Annotated in this window: 15 protein-coding genes; 7 read left to right on the top strand and 8 right to left on the bottom strand. The window is 70.5% G+C overall.

The features are described 5' to 3' along the window. Nucleotides 1–23 precede the first annotated feature (23 nt). From CRP27_RS08210 to CRP27_RS08200, 3 genes are read right to left on the bottom strand one after another with little or no spacing between them, the layout of a single operon-like run. Nucleotides 24–1,031 (bottom strand): LacI family DNA-binding transcriptional regulator, encoded by a 1,008-nt coding sequence (locus CRP27_RS08210; RefSeq protein ID WP_097180170.1) that lies wholly within the window; start codon nucleotides 1,029–1,031, stop codon nucleotides 24–26. Between the two features lie 26 nt (nucleotides 1,032–1,057). Next, the gene (locus tag CRP27_RS08205) at nucleotides 1,058–1,789 is read right to left on the bottom strand and encodes a class I SAM-dependent methyltransferase (RefSeq protein WP_097180169.1); all 732 of its coding nucleotides are present in this window, start codon (nucleotides 1,787–1,789) and stop codon (nucleotides 1,058–1,060) included. Nucleotides 1,790–1,814: 25 nt separating this feature from the next. Further along, on the bottom strand, nucleotides 1,815–4,013 hold the full coding sequence (locus CRP27_RS08200; protein WP_176505513.1) for an acyltransferase family protein: 2,199 nt from the start codon (nucleotides 4,011–4,013) through the stop codon (nucleotides 1,815–1,817). 272 nt (nucleotides 4,014–4,285) lie between these two features. On the opposite strand from CRP27_RS08200, the gene CRP27_RS08195 reads away from it, so the two are divergent. From CRP27_RS08195 to CRP27_RS08185, 3 genes are read left to right on the top strand one after another with little or no spacing between them, the layout of a single operon-like run. Beyond that, nucleotides 4,286–5,275 (top strand): sugar ABC transporter permease, encoded by a 990-nt coding sequence (locus CRP27_RS08195; RefSeq protein ID WP_255257483.1) that lies wholly within the window; start codon nucleotides 4,286–4,288, stop codon nucleotides 5,273–5,275. After that, nucleotides 5,272–6,198 carry a carbohydrate ABC transporter permease gene (locus tag CRP27_RS08190; RefSeq protein WP_097180167.1) on the top strand — a complete coding sequence of 309 codons (927 nt, stop codon included), beginning with the start codon at nucleotides 5,272–5,274 and terminating at the stop codon, nucleotides 6,196–6,198. The genes CRP27_RS08195 and CRP27_RS08190 overlap by 4 nt, the downstream gene beginning before the upstream one ends. A gap of 2 nt (nucleotides 6,199–6,200) precedes the next feature. Then, nucleotides 6,201–7,820 carry a hypothetical protein gene (locus CRP27_RS08185; protein WP_097180166.1) on the top strand — a complete coding sequence of 540 codons (1,620 nt, stop codon included), beginning with the start codon at nucleotides 6,201–6,203 and terminating at the stop codon, nucleotides 7,818–7,820. A gap of 176 nt (nucleotides 7,821–7,996) precedes the next feature. On the opposite strand, the gene CRP27_RS08180 is transcribed toward CRP27_RS08185, so the two are convergent. Beyond that, entirely contained in the window at nucleotides 7,997–8,377 is a 381-nt protein-coding gene (locus tag CRP27_RS08180; protein ID WP_097180165.1) for a VOC family protein, read from the bottom strand. A 175-nt stretch (nucleotides 8,378–8,552) separates the two neighbouring features. On the opposite strand from CRP27_RS08180, the gene CRP27_RS08175 reads away from it, so the two are divergent. Beyond that, the gene (locus CRP27_RS08175; RefSeq protein WP_097180164.1) at nucleotides 8,553–10,787 is read left to right on the top strand and encodes a hypothetical protein; all 2,235 of its coding nucleotides are present in this window, start codon (nucleotides 8,553–8,555) and stop codon (nucleotides 10,785–10,787) included. A 77-nt stretch (nucleotides 10,788–10,864) separates the two neighbouring features. Here the strand turns inward: CRP27_RS08175 and CRP27_RS08170 are convergent, their stop codons facing one another. Genes CRP27_RS08170 through CRP27_RS08160 form a run of 3 tightly spaced genes read right to left on the bottom strand, consistent with a single transcriptional unit; the run spans nucleotide 10,865 to nucleotide 12,716 of the window. After that, a complete protein-coding gene (locus tag CRP27_RS08170; RefSeq protein ID WP_217990707.1) occupies nucleotides 10,865–11,383 on the bottom strand; it encodes a GNAT family N-acetyltransferase in 519 nt (172 codons plus the stop codon). Then, nucleotides 11,380–12,036 carry a CatA-like O-acetyltransferase gene (locus tag CRP27_RS08165; protein WP_097180163.1) on the bottom strand — a complete coding sequence of 219 codons (657 nt, stop codon included), beginning with the start codon at nucleotides 12,034–12,036 and terminating at the stop codon, nucleotides 11,380–11,382. The genes CRP27_RS08170 and CRP27_RS08165 overlap by 4 nt, the downstream gene beginning before the upstream one ends. After that, nucleotides 12,033–12,716 carry a maleylpyruvate isomerase family mycothiol-dependent enzyme gene (locus tag CRP27_RS08160; RefSeq protein ID WP_097180162.1) on the bottom strand — a complete coding sequence of 228 codons (684 nt, stop codon included), beginning with the start codon at nucleotides 12,714–12,716 and terminating at the stop codon, nucleotides 12,033–12,035. Before CRP27_RS08160 ends, CRP27_RS08165 begins: the two co-directional genes overlap by 4 nt. 41 nt (nucleotides 12,717–12,757) lie before the next feature. Here CRP27_RS08160 and CRP27_RS08155 point away from each other — a divergent pair, with 41 nt between their 5' ends. The 3 genes from CRP27_RS08155 (at nucleotide 12,758) to CRP27_RS08145 (ending at nucleotide 15,247) form a co-directional block, all read left to right on the top strand. Further along, entirely contained in the window at nucleotides 12,758–13,300 is a 543-nt protein-coding gene (locus CRP27_RS08155) for a YbaK/EbsC family protein (RefSeq protein WP_097180161.1), read from the top strand. Continuing rightward, nucleotides 13,297–13,977, top strand: a complete 681-nt coding sequence (locus CRP27_RS08150; protein WP_097180160.1) for a hypothetical protein — start codon at nucleotides 13,297–13,299, stop codon at nucleotides 13,975–13,977. Before CRP27_RS08155 ends, CRP27_RS08150 begins: the two co-directional genes overlap by 4 nt. 127 nt (nucleotides 13,978–14,104) lie before the next feature. Beyond that, the gene (locus CRP27_RS08145) at nucleotides 14,105–15,247 is read left to right on the top strand and encodes a toll/interleukin-1 receptor domain-containing protein (protein ID WP_176505512.1); all 1,143 of its coding nucleotides are present in this window, start codon (nucleotides 14,105–14,107) and stop codon (nucleotides 15,245–15,247) included. Nucleotides 15,248–15,369: 122 nt separating this feature from the next. Here CRP27_RS08145 and CRP27_RS08140 read toward each other — a convergent pair whose 3' ends face one another. Next, nucleotides 15,370–15,738 carry a VOC family protein gene (locus CRP27_RS08140; protein ID WP_176505511.1) on the bottom strand — a complete coding sequence of 123 codons (369 nt, stop codon included), beginning with the start codon at nucleotides 15,736–15,738 and terminating at the stop codon, nucleotides 15,370–15,372. Nucleotides 15,739–15,743: the final 5 nt, after the last annotated feature.

The following is a 15,743-nucleotide window of genomic DNA, read 5'->3' as shown; positions in this document are numbered from 1 at the left end:
GCGGTTCGGCGGACAGACCGCCCTCAGCGGTCGGCGACGCTCGCGCGCTCGACGATCCGGTGGGGGATGACGACGGTCTCGGGTGCGGCGTCGCGCTCGGCGATCCGCCGGGTGAGCAGGTCGAGGGCGGCGGTCGCGAAGGCTCGCCGGTCGAACGACACCGTGCTGAGTGCCGGGATCGCGTAGGCGGCCCCGTCCACGTCGTCGAACCCGATGACGCTCACCTGCTCGGGAACCCGGACGCCCCGCGCGGCGAGGACGTGGAGCACGGCGAACGCGATCGAGTCGGTGAAGGCGAAGACCGCGTCGGGGAGCGGGTGCTCGTCGAGCCAGGCCGCGAACGTCTCGGCCGCCGAACTGGTGGTCCACGAGGGCAGCGGCACGCGGAGCGTCGGATCGGGCTCGATGCCCGCGGCGGCCAGCGCGGTGCGGTGGCCGCGCTCCCGGAGTTCGCTCGTCGCCGTCGCCGCCGTGGCCCGTGCGGCACCGACGATCGCGATCCGACGGTGTCCGCGGGACAGCAGGTACGCCGTGACCTGCTCGGCCGCCGCTCGGCTGTCCACGTGCACCTGGTCGACGTGCTCTGGCTCGACCTCCCCGATGACGACGGTCGGCGGCAGCCCCTCGGTCGAGGCGAGCACGCTCGCGCTGAGCGACACCGGGTTGAGGATGAGTCCGTCGACGAGGTGCGCCCGCGCGCGGGAGACGAGGTCGCGCTCGCGGGTCGGCTCGTTGCCGGTCTGGTCGAGCTGCACGGTCCACCCGCGTTCGCGTGCGAGCTCCACGAACCACTGTGCGAGTTCCGCCGAGTAGGCGCTGGCCATCTCGGGCAGGGTCAGGGCGATCGCCCCGGAACGGCCGTTGCGAAGTCCCCGGGCGGAGAGGTTCGGCACGTAGTCGAGCTCGGCGAGCGCCTGCTCCACCCGTTCCCGTGTCTCCGGGCGCACCACGACGCCGCCGTTGATGACGTTGGAGACGGTCTTCGGCGACACCCCGGCGAGGGCTGCCACGTCCCGCACGGTTGCGCGCATCGGGTCGAGCGTAGCGCGGGGTGGCGTCAGGGGCGGACGTACTTGTGCACGTACGTCGTGTACTCGACGGGGACGGTCGCTCGTCCCGCGGTGTCCGGGTCGTCGTCGAGCAGTCGCTGCACGGCGTCGAGCAGCGCGGTCCGCTCGGACTCGGGCCGGACGATGACGTAGCTGCGCGAGGCGACCATGTCGAGGAACGCCGATCGGTCCTGCTCGTGGACCCACGAGAACTGCTCGTACTCGCCGTCGTCGAACGGTGCACCGACGACGGGTGCGCCGTAGTCCATCACCCGGGACTCCGGTTGCTTCATGAGCGCTCCGAGCCGTGCGGACCAGGGCTTCGTCTCGTCACGGACGTTCCAGACCAGGCCGAGCACGCCACCGGGGCGCAGCACCCGTGCCACCTCGGCGGCACCCCGCGCCGGGTCGACCCAGTGCCATGCCTGGGCGAAGGTGACACCGTCGGCCAGACCGTCGCCGAGCGGGATCGACTCGCCCGCACCGTCCAGTGCCCGGACCTCGGGCAACGCCGTCTGCAGGCGCGCACGCATCGCGGCGTCCGGTTCGACGGCGACGACCTCGGTCGCGTGGCCGAGGAGCGTCCGGGTGAACTTGCCGGTGCCCGCTCCGACGTCCACGACGAGCGGGGCGCCGTCCGGGAAGAGCCAGGCGGCCGCGGCGTCCGGGTACCCGGGCCGTCCGCGCTCGTAGGCGTCGGCCGCTGCTCCGAACGACTGTGCGTGCTGCTCGAAGGTCATGCCCCCAGCATGCCCGCACCGCCGGTCAGCTGGTGCGCGCGGCGTCGACCGCGCCGACGACCTCGGGCTCGAGGAACGGCGCCATCGACCTCGCGTACGTCTGGGTCACGTGCTGCACCTGCCGGTAGACGACGACCCCGCCGATCACCGACGGGCACGTGCCGTCGGCGCAGAACAGCGGGGTCGGGTCGATCAGTCGGACGCCGGGCGTCGTCCGCGCGGCCTGCGCCACCGGGTCGTCGAGGAGCCCTGCGGCCTCGCTGAAGTCGCACGCGTCGCCGTCGCCGGACTGTTCCACGCAGCTCGGCACGTCCGGCACGCCGCCGATGCTCGGGTCGGGGTTGTCGCGCAGGGCGACGACGGTGGACCCGGCCTGCTGCAGTCGTTCCCACGTCGTCGCGTACGCCGCGGCTGCCCGGTCGCGGATCGCCGGGGTCAGTTCGTCGGCCTTGCGGACCATGCCGCCGGGCCACGGCGTCCGGGACATCGCCGCCACGAACACGACGTCGTACCGCTCCTGCTGCAGCGTGTCGAGCGTGTCGGCCTTCCACGTGTCGCAGGACGGCGTGATGTCCGCCCGGGTCATGGGGCACCCGGAGTGCAGGTAGGTCGTGAGGCTCCAGTGGTGCGCCTTCGCGATGAGCTGCAGTGCCGGGACGACGTTCGCCGCGTGGGAGTCCCCGACGATCGCCAGTCGCACGGTGCCGTCGGGGTCGCCGACCTCGCAGCCCTTGACCGTGGTGTCCGAGCCCTCGACTTGGCAGCCCTTCCCCGACGTGTCGGCGAAGTCGTCGGCCGCGGCCTGGACGGGGCTCGGCACGATGTCGGCCCGCTCGACCTGTGGACAGTCGGCACCGTCCTGCATGGCGGCGGCGCCGTAGCACGACGGGATCGTCAGGGTGCCGTCGGCGGCGATGGTGACGCCGACCGTGGTCGTCGCGGCGGCCTGCTCCCGCGCCGCCGAGCCGTACATGCCGGCGGCAGGCAGGGCGACCACGAGCAGACCGGCGACGGCGAGGACCAGGACGCCGCGGTGGCGCGGACGGGGAGCGCGCATCCGTTCGGTCGAGAAGGCGATCACCGGGAGCTCGATCAGGCGACGGGAGAAGTGTGCGAGCACGAGGGCGATCGCGAGCACGACGCCCTTCGCCCAGAGCGGCGTCGCCACACCGCTGGCGAGCCCGATCACGAAGGGCATCACGATGAGGAGCGGCCAGTGCCAGAGGTAGAGCGAGTACGACACGTCGCCGAGCCACTGCACGGGGCGGAGCCGGTACAGGAACCCCGGACCCCAGCGTGCCTCGGGCATCGCGCCGGCGATCACGAGCGCGGTCCCGGTGATCGGCAGGAGCGCGATCCACCCCGGGAACGGCGTCGATGCGTCGAAGGTCAGGGCCGTCACCGCGATGACCGCGAGCCCGGCCCAGCCCATCGACGCTGCGAGGACGTCCGGGATCCGGACCCGTTGCAGCCCGAGCCAGAGCAGCCCGCCCGCGGCGAACTCCCATGCGCGGGTCGTGGTGGCGAAGTAGGCCGCCGAGGACTCGCCGGTCTGCCAGATCGAGTACGCGAGCGAGAGTGCGAACAGGGCGCCGAGCGCGATCGCGATGGCCGGGGCGAGTGAGACCCCGCTGCGACGGCGGCGGCGGTAGCGGAGCCGCGCGCAGAACCAGAGCACGAGCGGCCACAGGGCGTAGAACTGCTCCTCGGTGGACAGCGACCAGAAGTGCTGCACGATGCTCGAGTCGGAGGCCAGCGCCGAGTAGTCCACGGAGTTGCTGGCGAGTGCCCAGTTCTCGACGTACAGCGCGCTCGCGATGATCTGCTCGGTGAAGTCCATCCACAGTGTCCGTGGCACGAACACCGCGGTGAGCACGACCGTCACCAGGAGGGTGGCCAGTGACGCGGGCAACAGTCGCCACGCTCGTCGCGCGTAGAACACACGGAAGCTGAACCGGCCGGCGGCGAGCGGTTTCGCGATGTGCGCCGTGATGAGGAAGCCGGAGATCACGAAGAAGACGTCGACGCCGACGTAGCCCCCGGGCAGGATGCCGGGGAACAGGTGGTAGACCACGACCGCGGCGATGGCGACGGCACGGACGGCCTGGATCTCGAGGCGCAGGTTCTTCGTGGACGCCGCGGTGCCGGGATGCCGCCTGACGCGTCCGGCCCGGTGGCGGGCGGCCGCGACGTCGTGGCGGGGCGCCGGTGGCGCGACGGTCACGGAATCCCCCCTGCTGCGCGATGCGCGACTGCTCGACGACGCGATGCGCGGCTGCGACGCGCGCTGCGAATCTACCGCGTCGTGTGGTGACGACACGAATCCCGGAGGCGCGGGGCGGGGCCGCCACGTGCCTCCAGTCCGATCATCGGCCACCGCCGCGAGCGCGCCGACGATGGACCGTTACAACGATGGAAATTCTTGGCAACGGGTTGCCGCACCGTTGCCACGGCCGAGAGGGTCGCTCCAGGAATCCAACGGAGGAGGCCCCACGAGTGACGAAGCTCGACGTCCGCGCGACGACCACAGCGCACACCGCACCACCGCCCGACCCCGGGCTCCGCCGCCGCAGCACCTGGCAGCGGATCCGGCGCGACCGGGTCCTGCTCCTCATGGGCCTGCCGGGCGTCGCGCTGCTGCTCGCCTTCCACTACCTGCCGCTCCTCGGCAACCTCATCGCGTTCCAGGAGTACCTGCCGTTCGTGCCGCTCGGCCGCAGCCCGTGGGTCGGCGTCGAGAACTTCTCGGTGATCTTCGACGGCGATCCCGAGTTCCTCCGCGCCCTCGGCAACACGCTGCTCATCACGCTCGTGCAGGTCGTCTTCGTGTTCCCGGCGCCGATCATCCTCGCGCTCATGCTCAACTCGCTGCTCTCCGAGCGGATCAAGCAGGTCGTGCAGTCGGTCCTCTACCTGCCGCACTTCCTGTCGTGGGTGATCGTCGTCGCGGTCTTCCAGCAGATCCTCGGCGGATCGGGGCTCGTCAACAACGCCATCCGAGCGGCCGGCGGCGACGCGATCGACTTCCTCGGCAACCCGAACGGCTTCATCGCCCTGCTCACCAGCCAGGTGATCTGGAAGGACACCGGGTGGGCGACGATCCTGTTCCTCGCCGTCCTCAGCTCGATCGACGCCAGCCTGTACGAGGCGGCGAAGATGGACGGCGCCTCCCGCTGGCGCCAGCTCTGGCACGTCACGTTGCCGGGCATGCGCGGGATCATCATCCTGCTGCTCATCCTCCGGCTGGGGGACTCCCTGACGGTCGGCTTCGAGCAGATCCTCCTCCAGCAGCAGGCCGTCGGCCGGGCCGCGAGCGAGGTCCTCGACACCTACGTCTACAACAACGGCGTGCTCGGCGGGCAGTGGGGCGTCGCCGCCGCGGTCGGCCTCGTCAAGGGCGTCGTCGGCGTCCTGCTCGTCCTCGGCGCCAACAAGCTCGCGCACGTCTTCGGCGAAGCGGGCGTCTACCAGAAGGAGTCGAAGTGACCGCCACGCACACCGTCACCGTCCCCGGGCCACGGAAGCGCAAGCGCGGGGGACCGGACGCCCCGCCGCTGCCCGGACGGCTCCTGACCGGCTTCGTCCTGCTCGTGATCTGCCTCGTCGTGATCCTGCCGTTCGTCGGCATCGTGTCGACCAGCCTCGCTCCGGTCGCCCAGGTGAACGACGCCGGCGGGTTCGTGATGTGGCCGAAGGGGGTCGACCTCGGCGCGTACGAGAGCATCTTCGCCGGCGGTGTCGTCACCCGCGCCATGCTCGTCAGCATCGGCATCACCGTCGTCGGGACGCTCATCAGCCTGTTCGTGAGCGCCATGCTCGCCTACGCCCTGAGCCGACCGGGGTCCTACGGTTCCGGGTTCGTGCTGAGCCTGGTGCTCGTCAGCCTGCTGTTCGCGCCGGGACTCATCCCGAACTACCTCGTCGTCAAGCAGTTCGGTCTGCTCGACTCGTACTGGGCGCTGATCCTGCCGACGGCGCTCAGCGCGTTCAACGTCATCGTCATGCGGTCGTTCTTCATGGCGATCCCGAAGGAGCTCCTCGAGTCGGCGCGCATCGACGGTGCCGGTGACTTCGCCGTGTTCTGGCGCATCGTGCTCCCGCTGTCGAAGGCCGTGCTCGCCGTCATCGGCCTGTTCTACGCCGTCGGCTACTGGAACGCGTTCTTCAACGCCCTGCTCTACATCAACGACACCGCGAAGTGGCCCCTGCAGCTCGTGCTCCGGACCTACGTCATCAACAACGCGCAGCTCGGCGGCGCCGACCTCGGCACGTCCTCCGACGCGCTGCCCCCGCAGGCGTCGATCCAGATGGCGATCCTCGTCGTCTCGATCGTGCCGATCCTCATCGTCTACCCGTTCCTGCAGCGGCACTTCGCCAAGGGTGTCCTGACCGGCGCGGTGAAGGGCTGACCATGACCTCCTCGTTCAGTCGCCGCACGCTCATCGCGGGCGGGATCGGCATCGCGGCCACCGGTCTGTTGGCCAGCTGCTCCACCGTGACCCGCTCGACCGACGTCAAGGCGATCAACAAGTCCGTGCAGCTGCCGGACTACGTGCCCTGGACCGGCGGACCGGAACCGGTGCTGCCGAAGACCAGTCCGCTCATGCCCAGCGCCTTCCGGACGATCCCGGCGACCCTCGTGCCGACGAAGGGCAAGCCCGGCGACGGGTCGACGGTGCACGGCAGCGTCCCCACGAACTCGCCCGTCCCGCCGTCGAAGGGCAGCAACCCGTACTGGCAGGGACTCGACGAGCGGATGGGGATCGACCTCGACCTGACGATCACCCCGAACGCGGACTTCGGGAACAAGTTCGCCACCCAGGTCGCCGGCGACACCCTCGGCGACGTCTTCACCATCAACCAGGCGTTCTCGTACCTACCGCAGTTCCTCGAGGCGAAGGCCGCCGACCTCAGCCCGTACCTGTCCGGCAGCGGCGTCCGCGACTACCCGTACCTGGCGAACCTCCCGACGGCGTCGTGGCGCGGGACGGTGTTCTCGGGCGGCATCTACGGCGTCCCGGTGCCCCGGGGACCGCTGACCTCGCAGGCGTTGCACCGTCGCCAGGACCGCTTCGAACGGCTCGGCGTCGACCCGTCGTTCTCGAGCGTCGACGAGTTCGTCCGCCTCTGCAAGCAGGTCTCCGACCCGCACGCGAACCGCTGGGCCCTCGCCTCGGTGCCGACGAACGTCATCGCGCCGATGCTCGGCCTGCCGAACCAGTGGCAGCAGCAGGGCGGTCGCCTCACCCACATGTACGAGCTCGAGGAGTACCAGGAGCTCCTCGACGTCTCGCGCCGGCTCATCGCCGAGGACCTCGTCCACCCGGACAGCATCACCGCCTACAACGGCAAGGTCTGGTTCGTGCAGGGTTCCGCGCTCATGCTGTCCGACACGTACAGCGCGATCCCGGGGCTCCTGCAGCAGGCGACGCCCGGCTCCGGTTTCGAGCTGACGATCGCCCCGTTCGTCGGCCCGTCGGGGGCGACCGCGAAGCCCTGGCTGGGCGACCCGAACAACACGATCGCATCGGTCGCCGCGGGCTCGGAGTCCCGCGTGCGGATGCTCCTCGAGGTCCTCAACTGGTGCGCGTCGCCCTTCGGCACCGAGGCCTGGACCTACCGCAAGTTCGGCATCGAGGGCCGCGACTTCGAGTACAGCGACGGAGCCCCGGTGCTCACGAAGACCGGCAACAGCGAGACGGGGCTGGGGGAGTTCCCGCTGCAGTACTTCACGGAGTGCCCGCTCCCGCTGTACTACGCCGGCAACCCGACGATGACGGACACCGTGTACGAGTCGCTCGCCTCGTGGCTCGACAGCGGTCTGCCGAACCCCGTCTACGGCCTGTACTCGCCGACGAACTCGACGAAGGGACCGGCGATCGGCACGTTCGCGACGAACGCGATCAACGACGTGCTGCTCGGGCGGGCGAAGGTGTCGTCCTGGAGGGCGACGGTGCGCGACTGGCGCCGCCGGGGCGGCGACGCCGTCCGGCACGAGTACGAGCAGGCGCTGGAGGCGCGCGCCTCCTGACCGCGAGGTGCGCGCGCCGTCCCGCGCGCGAGACGCCGCCCGCCCCGCGAGACGCCGCCGGATCCGGCGGCGTCTCGACGCCGTCGCCGTGTCTCGTGTCCGACACGGCGTCTCACCGGACGCGACGCCCATCGGACTGGAGGCACGGTGCGGGCCCGCCCCGCGCCTCCAGTCCGTCAGACGGGACCGGCCACCCCCACGAGGTTCCCGGCGGGATCACGGAAGTGGCCGACGACCACGCCACCGCCCTCGTTCCGCTGCGGCGGGAGGACGACGCTGCCGCCGAGCTCCTCGACCTGCTGCAGGGCAGCCGCGACGTCGTCGACGCCGATGTAGAACACGGCGTGCGCCGCGAAGCCGGGGCCGCCGCCGATCCCACCGGCGACCGGGCCGGCGTCGGGGACCGGGTCGATGAACGAGTACGCGGTCGGCACCGAGATCGCGTCGGCGACGGGAGCACCGGCCGGGGCGTCCCACCCGAACAGTGCGGCGTAGAAGACGCGGAGGCGCTCCGGCTCCGGGCCGATGAGCTCGACGTGCACGACGGCGTTGACCATGCGGCCGTTGTACTCCGTGCGGTCCTGTCGACGTGCGGGGCGGCTGCCCGACGATGCCCCCGAACGTGGGCTCGGAGCGCTGCAACGAGCCCGTTACGGTGACATGAGTACCCATCAGTCCGCCGTCCTCGCACGGCCCGGAGCGCCCGTAGCGGCGACGGACGGAACGACCCGCATGTCAGGCCTCCCGAGCCTCCCCTCCACCTTGCCCTCGCGCCGCCGCGCGCTCGGGCTCGCCGCCGTCGGCGCCTTCACCGCCGTCGCCACCGCCGTCACGAGCGCACGATCCGCCTCGGCTGCCGACACGACCACGATGTCGGTGACCCCGAGGAGCAGCACGGCGGCGGTCAACGCGTGGTTGGCGGCAGGCGGCGTCCGGGTGCTCCGCGGCACCATCGTCCTGACGGCACCGCTCGTCATCCCGGCGGGCACCCACCTCGACGCCACCTCCGCGAGCGTCACCGGCCCCGCCTCGGACAACGTCCTGCGGAACCAGGCAGCCGTGCCGACGGCGACGACGACCGCCGCCGTGAAGGCGGGGTCCGCGGTGGTCGTCACGAAGGCAGCGGTCTTCAGCGCGGCGTCGGTCGGCCGAGCGGTCCAGGTCCTCGGCGTCGGACCACGGGCTGCCCGTGCCGGCGCCCCCGGCTCGATGTACGGACGGATCGTGTCCGTGCAGTCGCCGACCAGGGCCACGCTGAACGTGCCGGCGACCTCGTCGGCGACGGCCGCGACGGCCTACCTCTTCCCGCCGGACGACTCCGACATCACGATCACCGGCGGCACGTGGACGAACCGGAACGCGAACGGGCTGTCCCAGACGACTCAGTCGCACGGCCTGCTCCTCCGCCGGGCCTCCGGGGTGACCCTGTCCGACCTCACCGTGCACTCGACGGGGAGCGCGCAGACGGGTGGTCAGTACGCCGTGTCCTTCGGCGACGTCCGCAACGTCACGGTCGAGGACATCGCCTTCGTCGACACCGCGTCGGACGGTGTGCACTTCCAGGGGCCGTCATCGTCGATCGCGGTGCGTCGGATCACCGGGGTGCGGACGGGTGACGACCTCGTCGCGTTCACGACGGTCGACGGACAGTCGCACGACGGTTCCCGGCTGGGCGACTGCGAAGGGGACATCACCGACGTCACCGTCGAGGACGTCTACGGACAGTCGTGCCTCTGCCTGCTCAAGGTGACCTCCGGCACCGGAGCCGCAGGGGCCCAGCGGCACATCCGTCGCTTCACGGCCTCCGGGCTCGCCGGTTCCGTCACGGGCCGGTCGCCGGTGCAGATCGTCGACTACGCCGGCCCGACCTGGTTCGAGGGCACGATCTCCGACGTCACCGCCGTGGGCAACGGGGGACCGTCGGTGAACCTCGCCGTCGGGACCCTCGGCAACCTCGTCGTGCAGGACGTCACGTGGCCGGCGAGCGCCCCGGCCCCGACGGGCGGCATCGTGCGTGTCTCCGCGACCTCGGCCTCCTCCGTGACGGTGCGTCGACTCACGAACCGATCGATCCGGACCGGGAACGGCATCGGGGTCGCCCTCGCCGTCGCGTCGATCGGGACGGCGTCCATCGGGAACGTCTCGTGCCCCGTCCTCGCCCCGAAGTTCGACTCGGTGCGCCTCGTGCGTGCCGCCGCGAAGATCGGCACCCTCGCGATCAGTGACGACTCGTCGGCCGCGCGCGACGGCAACGTGTTCGCGATCGACGCAGCCGCGAAGGGGTACCGGATCGCGAAGGCGTCGTTCGCCCGGGTCTCCCGCGCCTCGGGCTCGCTCTGGGTCGCCGACGCCGATGCCACCACCAGCACGGCGATCACCGTCTCCGGCTACCAGGGCGGCCGCGCGATCGCGCTGCTCCGCGCTCCCGCGCAGATGACGATCCGGGACACGACACAGCCCGGCGCGTCGGGGGCCGGCGTCCGCCTGAACTCCGCCGCCGCGTCGCCGGTGCGGGTCGTTCTCGACTCCACGACCAAGCGCGCCGGGGCGCTGCTGTCCCGGACGGCTTCGCAGCGGGTCTCCGCGGTGTCGCCGTTCGTGACCGTGGACGCGGCGCTGCTCACACCGTCGAACGGCGACGTCGTGCTGAACTCCGGCAAGAAGTACACCGTGGGACAGATCAAGTGGGACGCAGCGGCGAAGCGGTGGCGGACGACCACGGTGAAGGCGCCGGCACCCACCCCGAAGCCGTCGACCCCGACCCCGAAGCCGTCGACCCCGGCCCCGACCCCATCGGCGTCCGCGACTCCGACGCCGACCGCGACGACGGCGCCGAGCACGACGGCGACAGCGACGCCGGCACCGAGTACGCCGCCGTCCGCGACGCCCAGCGCGGAGACGTCCTCGACCCCGTCCGCGTCGCCGTCGTCCTCGCCTTCGACCTCGCTGGAGCCGGTCGCGGGGTGATCGCGGCGGGACCGGTCCTTCCGTTCGCCCGGTGACCGTCCCGGTTCGCAGGACCCGGCCCTCGTGAACCAGGACGGTCAACCGCTGTGCAGAACGCGGCCCTCCGGCAGCCGGACCATCCGGATCTCGCGCACGCCGTCCTCGACCTGCTCGACACCGTCCGCGACGAACCCGCGCTTCCGGTAGAACGCCTGCGCCCGCGGGTTCGGGTCCGCCACCCACAGCACCGCGGGCTCCGTCGGCTCGATCACCGCGTCGAGCAGCGCGCTGCCCGCTCCGGAACCGTGGTGCCCGTCGAGCAGGTACAGGACGTACAGGTGTCGCACCCCGGGGTCGGCGTCCGCGACCGGTCCGGACATCGCGATCCCGACCACCTCGCCGTCGTGCTCCGCCACCGCGACCCGGTTCGTCGCGAAGCGCTCGTCCGTCAGTGCCGTCGTCCAGAACCCTTCGCGGCGGGCCACGAACCCCGGGTCTTCCAGCACCGCGTCCGGCATCAGCCCGCGGTACGTCGACCGCCACGAGGCGACGTGCACCCGCGCCATCGCCGCCGCGTCGCTCGGGACGGCTGTTCGGACGGAGGGACCCGTGCTCATCCCCGGACCCATCCCGCGTCGGCGAACACCGTCTGGAGCTCCTCGACGAGCCGCGACCCGTGGAACCCGTCGGCGACCGCGTGGTTCACCTGCACGACGAGGGGCATGATCGTGCGCCCCTCGACGAACCGGTACCTGCCGATCGTGACGATCGGCAGGAGGTGGTCCCAACCGTCCCGCACGTGCAACGCGAACCCGGTGAACGACGTCCCCGGCAGCGTCGAGATGTCGAACACGTTCCTCGGGCGGTCCTCCTGCGGGAACATCCGGTGGTCGTCCCGGTACCGCTCGATCGTCGCGACGGCGGCCGCGTGGAACCGGGCGGGGTCCTCGTCGTACGGGACGACCAGGACGGAGAACGTCTCGGTGTCGGGGTGGAACACCGTGAACATCGGGTGCACCACGTCCCAGACCGCGGGTGACCCGTCGTCGAGCAGCTGCATCCGGAACTCGGTGTGCCGGTTCACCACGGACGCGATCGCCCAGATCTGCGACGCGTAGGTCCGCCGGTCCGTCGCGCGCACGGCCTCGGCGAAGTCGGTGACGTCGAGTTCGACGGTCATCTCCCACGTGCACGGCACCCGGTCGCGGTAGTGCTCGAAGTGTTCACGGCGTGGCCAGCGGTCCAGGTCGACGGGTCGGAGCTCGGTCATGGCACCAGCTTCGTCCCGAGCGCCCGGTCGAGTGCGCCGCGATCGCCGTGCACCGTGAGGTCGACCGTGTCGATCGTCCGACGTCCCCACAGGACGAGCAGCACGTCCGCAGCACGCCCCGTGACGCGGACGGCGGGCTCGCCGCCGCCGAGCACGGCTTCGCCGGGTGCGTCGGTGAACGCGAAGGCGACCGGTTCCGTCAGCGGTTCGATGCGGCCGAGCCGTACCTGTCGCGGGTACAGGTCGTCCACCACCTCTCGGCCGCCGTCGGTCGCCAGCTCTGCCTGGAGGCGCGGGTCGCCTCCCAGCGCCTGCTGCGCGTCCCACAGGTGGATCGCCGTCTCGTGCGCCTGCCGCCGCGCCCAGGTCGCGGCCGTGTCGGGCGGGTAGATCGCAGTGCAGGCGGTCTCCGCGGTTCGTGTGCGGAGTGCACCGATCAACTCGTCGGCGCCGGCACGGAAGCGGTCCGCGAGGTCGGCATCGGCATGCGGTTCCGGCTCGTCGCCGATCAGCTGTCCGAGCGCCCAGCGGTGCACGTCCGTCAGGTGCTCGCCGAGGTCCGCGACGCTCCAGCCCGGGCACGACGGCACGGGAGCCGTGCGGTCCCCGGTCCGGAGCACAGCGTCGAACTGGTGCGCCGCGCCCGCGAGTGCGGTGAGGTGTCCGTCGTACGTCGACATGTCCTCAGCATGGTGGCGGCGCGCTCCCTAGGCTGGACGGCATGCCGACGCTCGAACGGGTTCCCGCCCTGACCGCCCCCGAACTGCTGGCTCCTCCCGTGGCGTCCGCGGTGACCGAGTTGCCCACGGAGCTGGCCGACCGGATCGAGGCCGCACCGATCGACCCGGAGCTGGCCGACACCGCGGCGTTCTCGGAGGCCTACGGCTTCCCGCTCGACGGTGGTGCGAACTGCATCGTCGTCGCGGGCAAGCGCGGCGAGGACGTCCGGTTCGCCGCGTGCGTGGTGCTCGCGTCCACCAAGCTCGACGTCAACCGCACGGTGAAGAAGCTCCTCGACGTCCGGAAGGCCAGCTTCGCGCCGATGGACCAGGCCGTGGACCTCACCGGCATGGAGTACGGCGGGATCACCCCGATCGGCCTGCCGACCGCGTGGCCGGTGTACGTCGACTCGCGCGTGCTGGACGCCCCCGATGCCGTCATCGGCGCGGGCCGCCGTGCGGCGAAGCTGTTCCTGCCCGGTTCGGTGCTGGGCGCGCTGCCGCACGTGCAGGTCGTCGAGGGCCTCGCCCTCCCGGCCGCATGAGCGAGTACGACCGCACCACCGGTGTCGGGTCCGGCATCGCGATCGCGGTCCTGCTCCCCGGGACACTGCTGGTGTGCTGGCTGGTCCAGCTCATCGTGTACATCCGCGCAGAGGTCGGGCAGGGCGACGACCGGCTCAGTGACGGCGCGGTGCTCGGCTGGTACCTCGGCGCCGCCGCCCTGCCCGTCCTCGTCTCCGCGCTCACCGTCATCGTGCAGCTCGCCATCCGTCGCTACGACGAGCACTACTCCATCGTGGGGACGATCGCCGCGCTCGTGGTGCTCGCGATCGCCGTCCTGACGAACGGCACGCTCATCGGATCGCACCTCGTGTCGACCGCTCGATCCGCGTACGAGCAGGCGCAGCCCCCGACGGCGGCGGAGACCCACTTCGCCGGCGGTGACGCCCGCGCGGGCCTGCGGGAGATCGGCGACCACACCGTCGAACTCCTGGGCGGCGATCCCTCGGTCAGCAACGCGGCCGACGGCTCGACGGACCACATCGAGACCAGGCGGTGCTCGCTGCGCAACGGGAGCCGCGGGACGGAGTACGTCTACTCGTACCCGGATCTCTCGCCGACACCGACGCCGACGCCGTCAGCGAAGTTGGCACCCGCGGACATCGGGCTGGTGCGGGACGAAGTAGATGCAGGGCATCACCGCGTGCGGGTTACCTGATGTCCGGATGTCCTATACCGCAGATCGAAACCCGCGTCCGCTGGCTCAGTTCCGACTCGTGCGCACGCGTCAGCCCGCCGGTACAGCTCGTCAGCTTCGTCCTCAAGAGTTGCCTTATCCTCAGTTCATGCAGAGTGGGAACGCCAGCGGATTTTGGTCCTACGTGCACGCCGACGACGATGCGTCTCACGGTCGCATCGCTCAGCTAGCACGGGACATCGTCGCCGAGTACGAGATGCAGACGGCAGAAGCCATCGACCTCTTCCTGGATCGTGACGACCTCAGTTGGGGTCAGGCCTGGAAAGACGTCATCAATCAGGCGCTTGCATCAGTGGCGTTCTTCGTCCCTGTGATCACTCCTAGATTCTTCAAGAGCGTTGAGTGTCGGCGTGAGATGACGCAATTTACCGACGAAGCGACAGCTCTCGGGGTGAGACAGCTTGTGATGCCCATCTTGTGGGTGGACGTACCGGCTCTCCGAATGCCAAAGGAACGCGATGACCTGATGGACGCGATCGTAGACATCCAGTGGGTGGACTGGACGCAGCTACGTCACGCCGCGCGTAATTCATCTGAATACACGCTCGCCGTCGAGAAACTAGCTAAGCAGCTCGTCGAGGCAAACGCCATCGTCGACCAGGTCGACTTGGCTACGCAAGCTGCGAATCTCGGCGAGCCCGACGCCGAGGAGGATGAATCAGGCGTTCTGGAGCGCCTGGCCGAGATGGAACTGGCCATGCCGGAGTGGACGACGACGGTCGAGGCGATGTCGGCGGACATCCGAGCACTGGGGCATGTCGCAGAGGAGGGCACGGCCGAGATCAAAGCTGGCGGCGCACAGACACAGTCCTTCGCTGGGAGGCTGACGCTCCTTCGAAAGATCGCGGCGCGGCTGCAGGGTCCTGCTGACGACCTTCAGGCTCATGGCGAGCAGTTCATCAGTCGGCTGGCTGCCGTTGACCGCGGCGTACAGGTCTTGATCGCTGGAGCACGAGACGAAGTCGCGGGAGACCCCAGTGCCCGTGCAGCATTCGACCTCTACTTCGACAGTCTGCGGAACTTGGACGACGAGGCCCAGGTGACCGTGATCAATACAGAGGGACTTCTTCAATCCGTCGTTCCTCTGCAGAAGCTGTCTCGGGACATGAAGAAACCAACGCAGTCAATCAGCAATGGGCTCGTCCGCCTCCGTGAAGGCGTAGACGTCATTCACGGGTGGGTAGAACAGATCGACGGTTTGGGCTGGGAAAATCTGCCGATCGACGAGTAGGGGCGGCATCAGAATTAAACCGAGCATCGTGCCCTGCTTACTCTCGATCGCCGCGATCTGGTGGGAGGCAGATCACGCCGTCGAGGTCGAACAGGACCGCACGGATCACCGTCACCGGCGAATCAGTCGTTCGGTCGGATGAGGCAGAACGGGTGCCCGGCGGGGTCGAGGTAGACCCGGAAGGTGTCCGTCCCCGAACCGGTCGCCGTCGCACCGATCGCCAGGACAGCGGTCTCGCCGGCGTCGAGGTCGTCGACCTTGACGTCGAGGTGGCTCTGCTGCGGGACGTCCTGCCCCGGCCACTCGGGCTTGCGGTACTCCGCCACCTGCTGGAAGGCGAGGATCGGCCGGAGATCCGTGAACGGTAGGGCGATCTCGGCCCAGTCCTCGTCGAACGCGACGATCTCGCCGCCGAGCAGTTCGACGTAGAACCGTGCGAGTGCGCGCGGGTCGGGGCAGTCCAGGACGACGACGTCGAGTGTTCCGATCATGGACG

Source organism: Curtobacterium sp. 314Chir4.1 (assembly GCF_900215175.1).
Lineage (GTDB): Bacteria > Actinomycetota > Actinomycetes > Actinomycetales > Microbacteriaceae > Curtobacterium > Curtobacterium pusillum_A.
The sequence above is the reverse complement of the archived record's forward strand: the minus strand, read 5'-3'. Positions and strand labels throughout refer to the sequence as shown.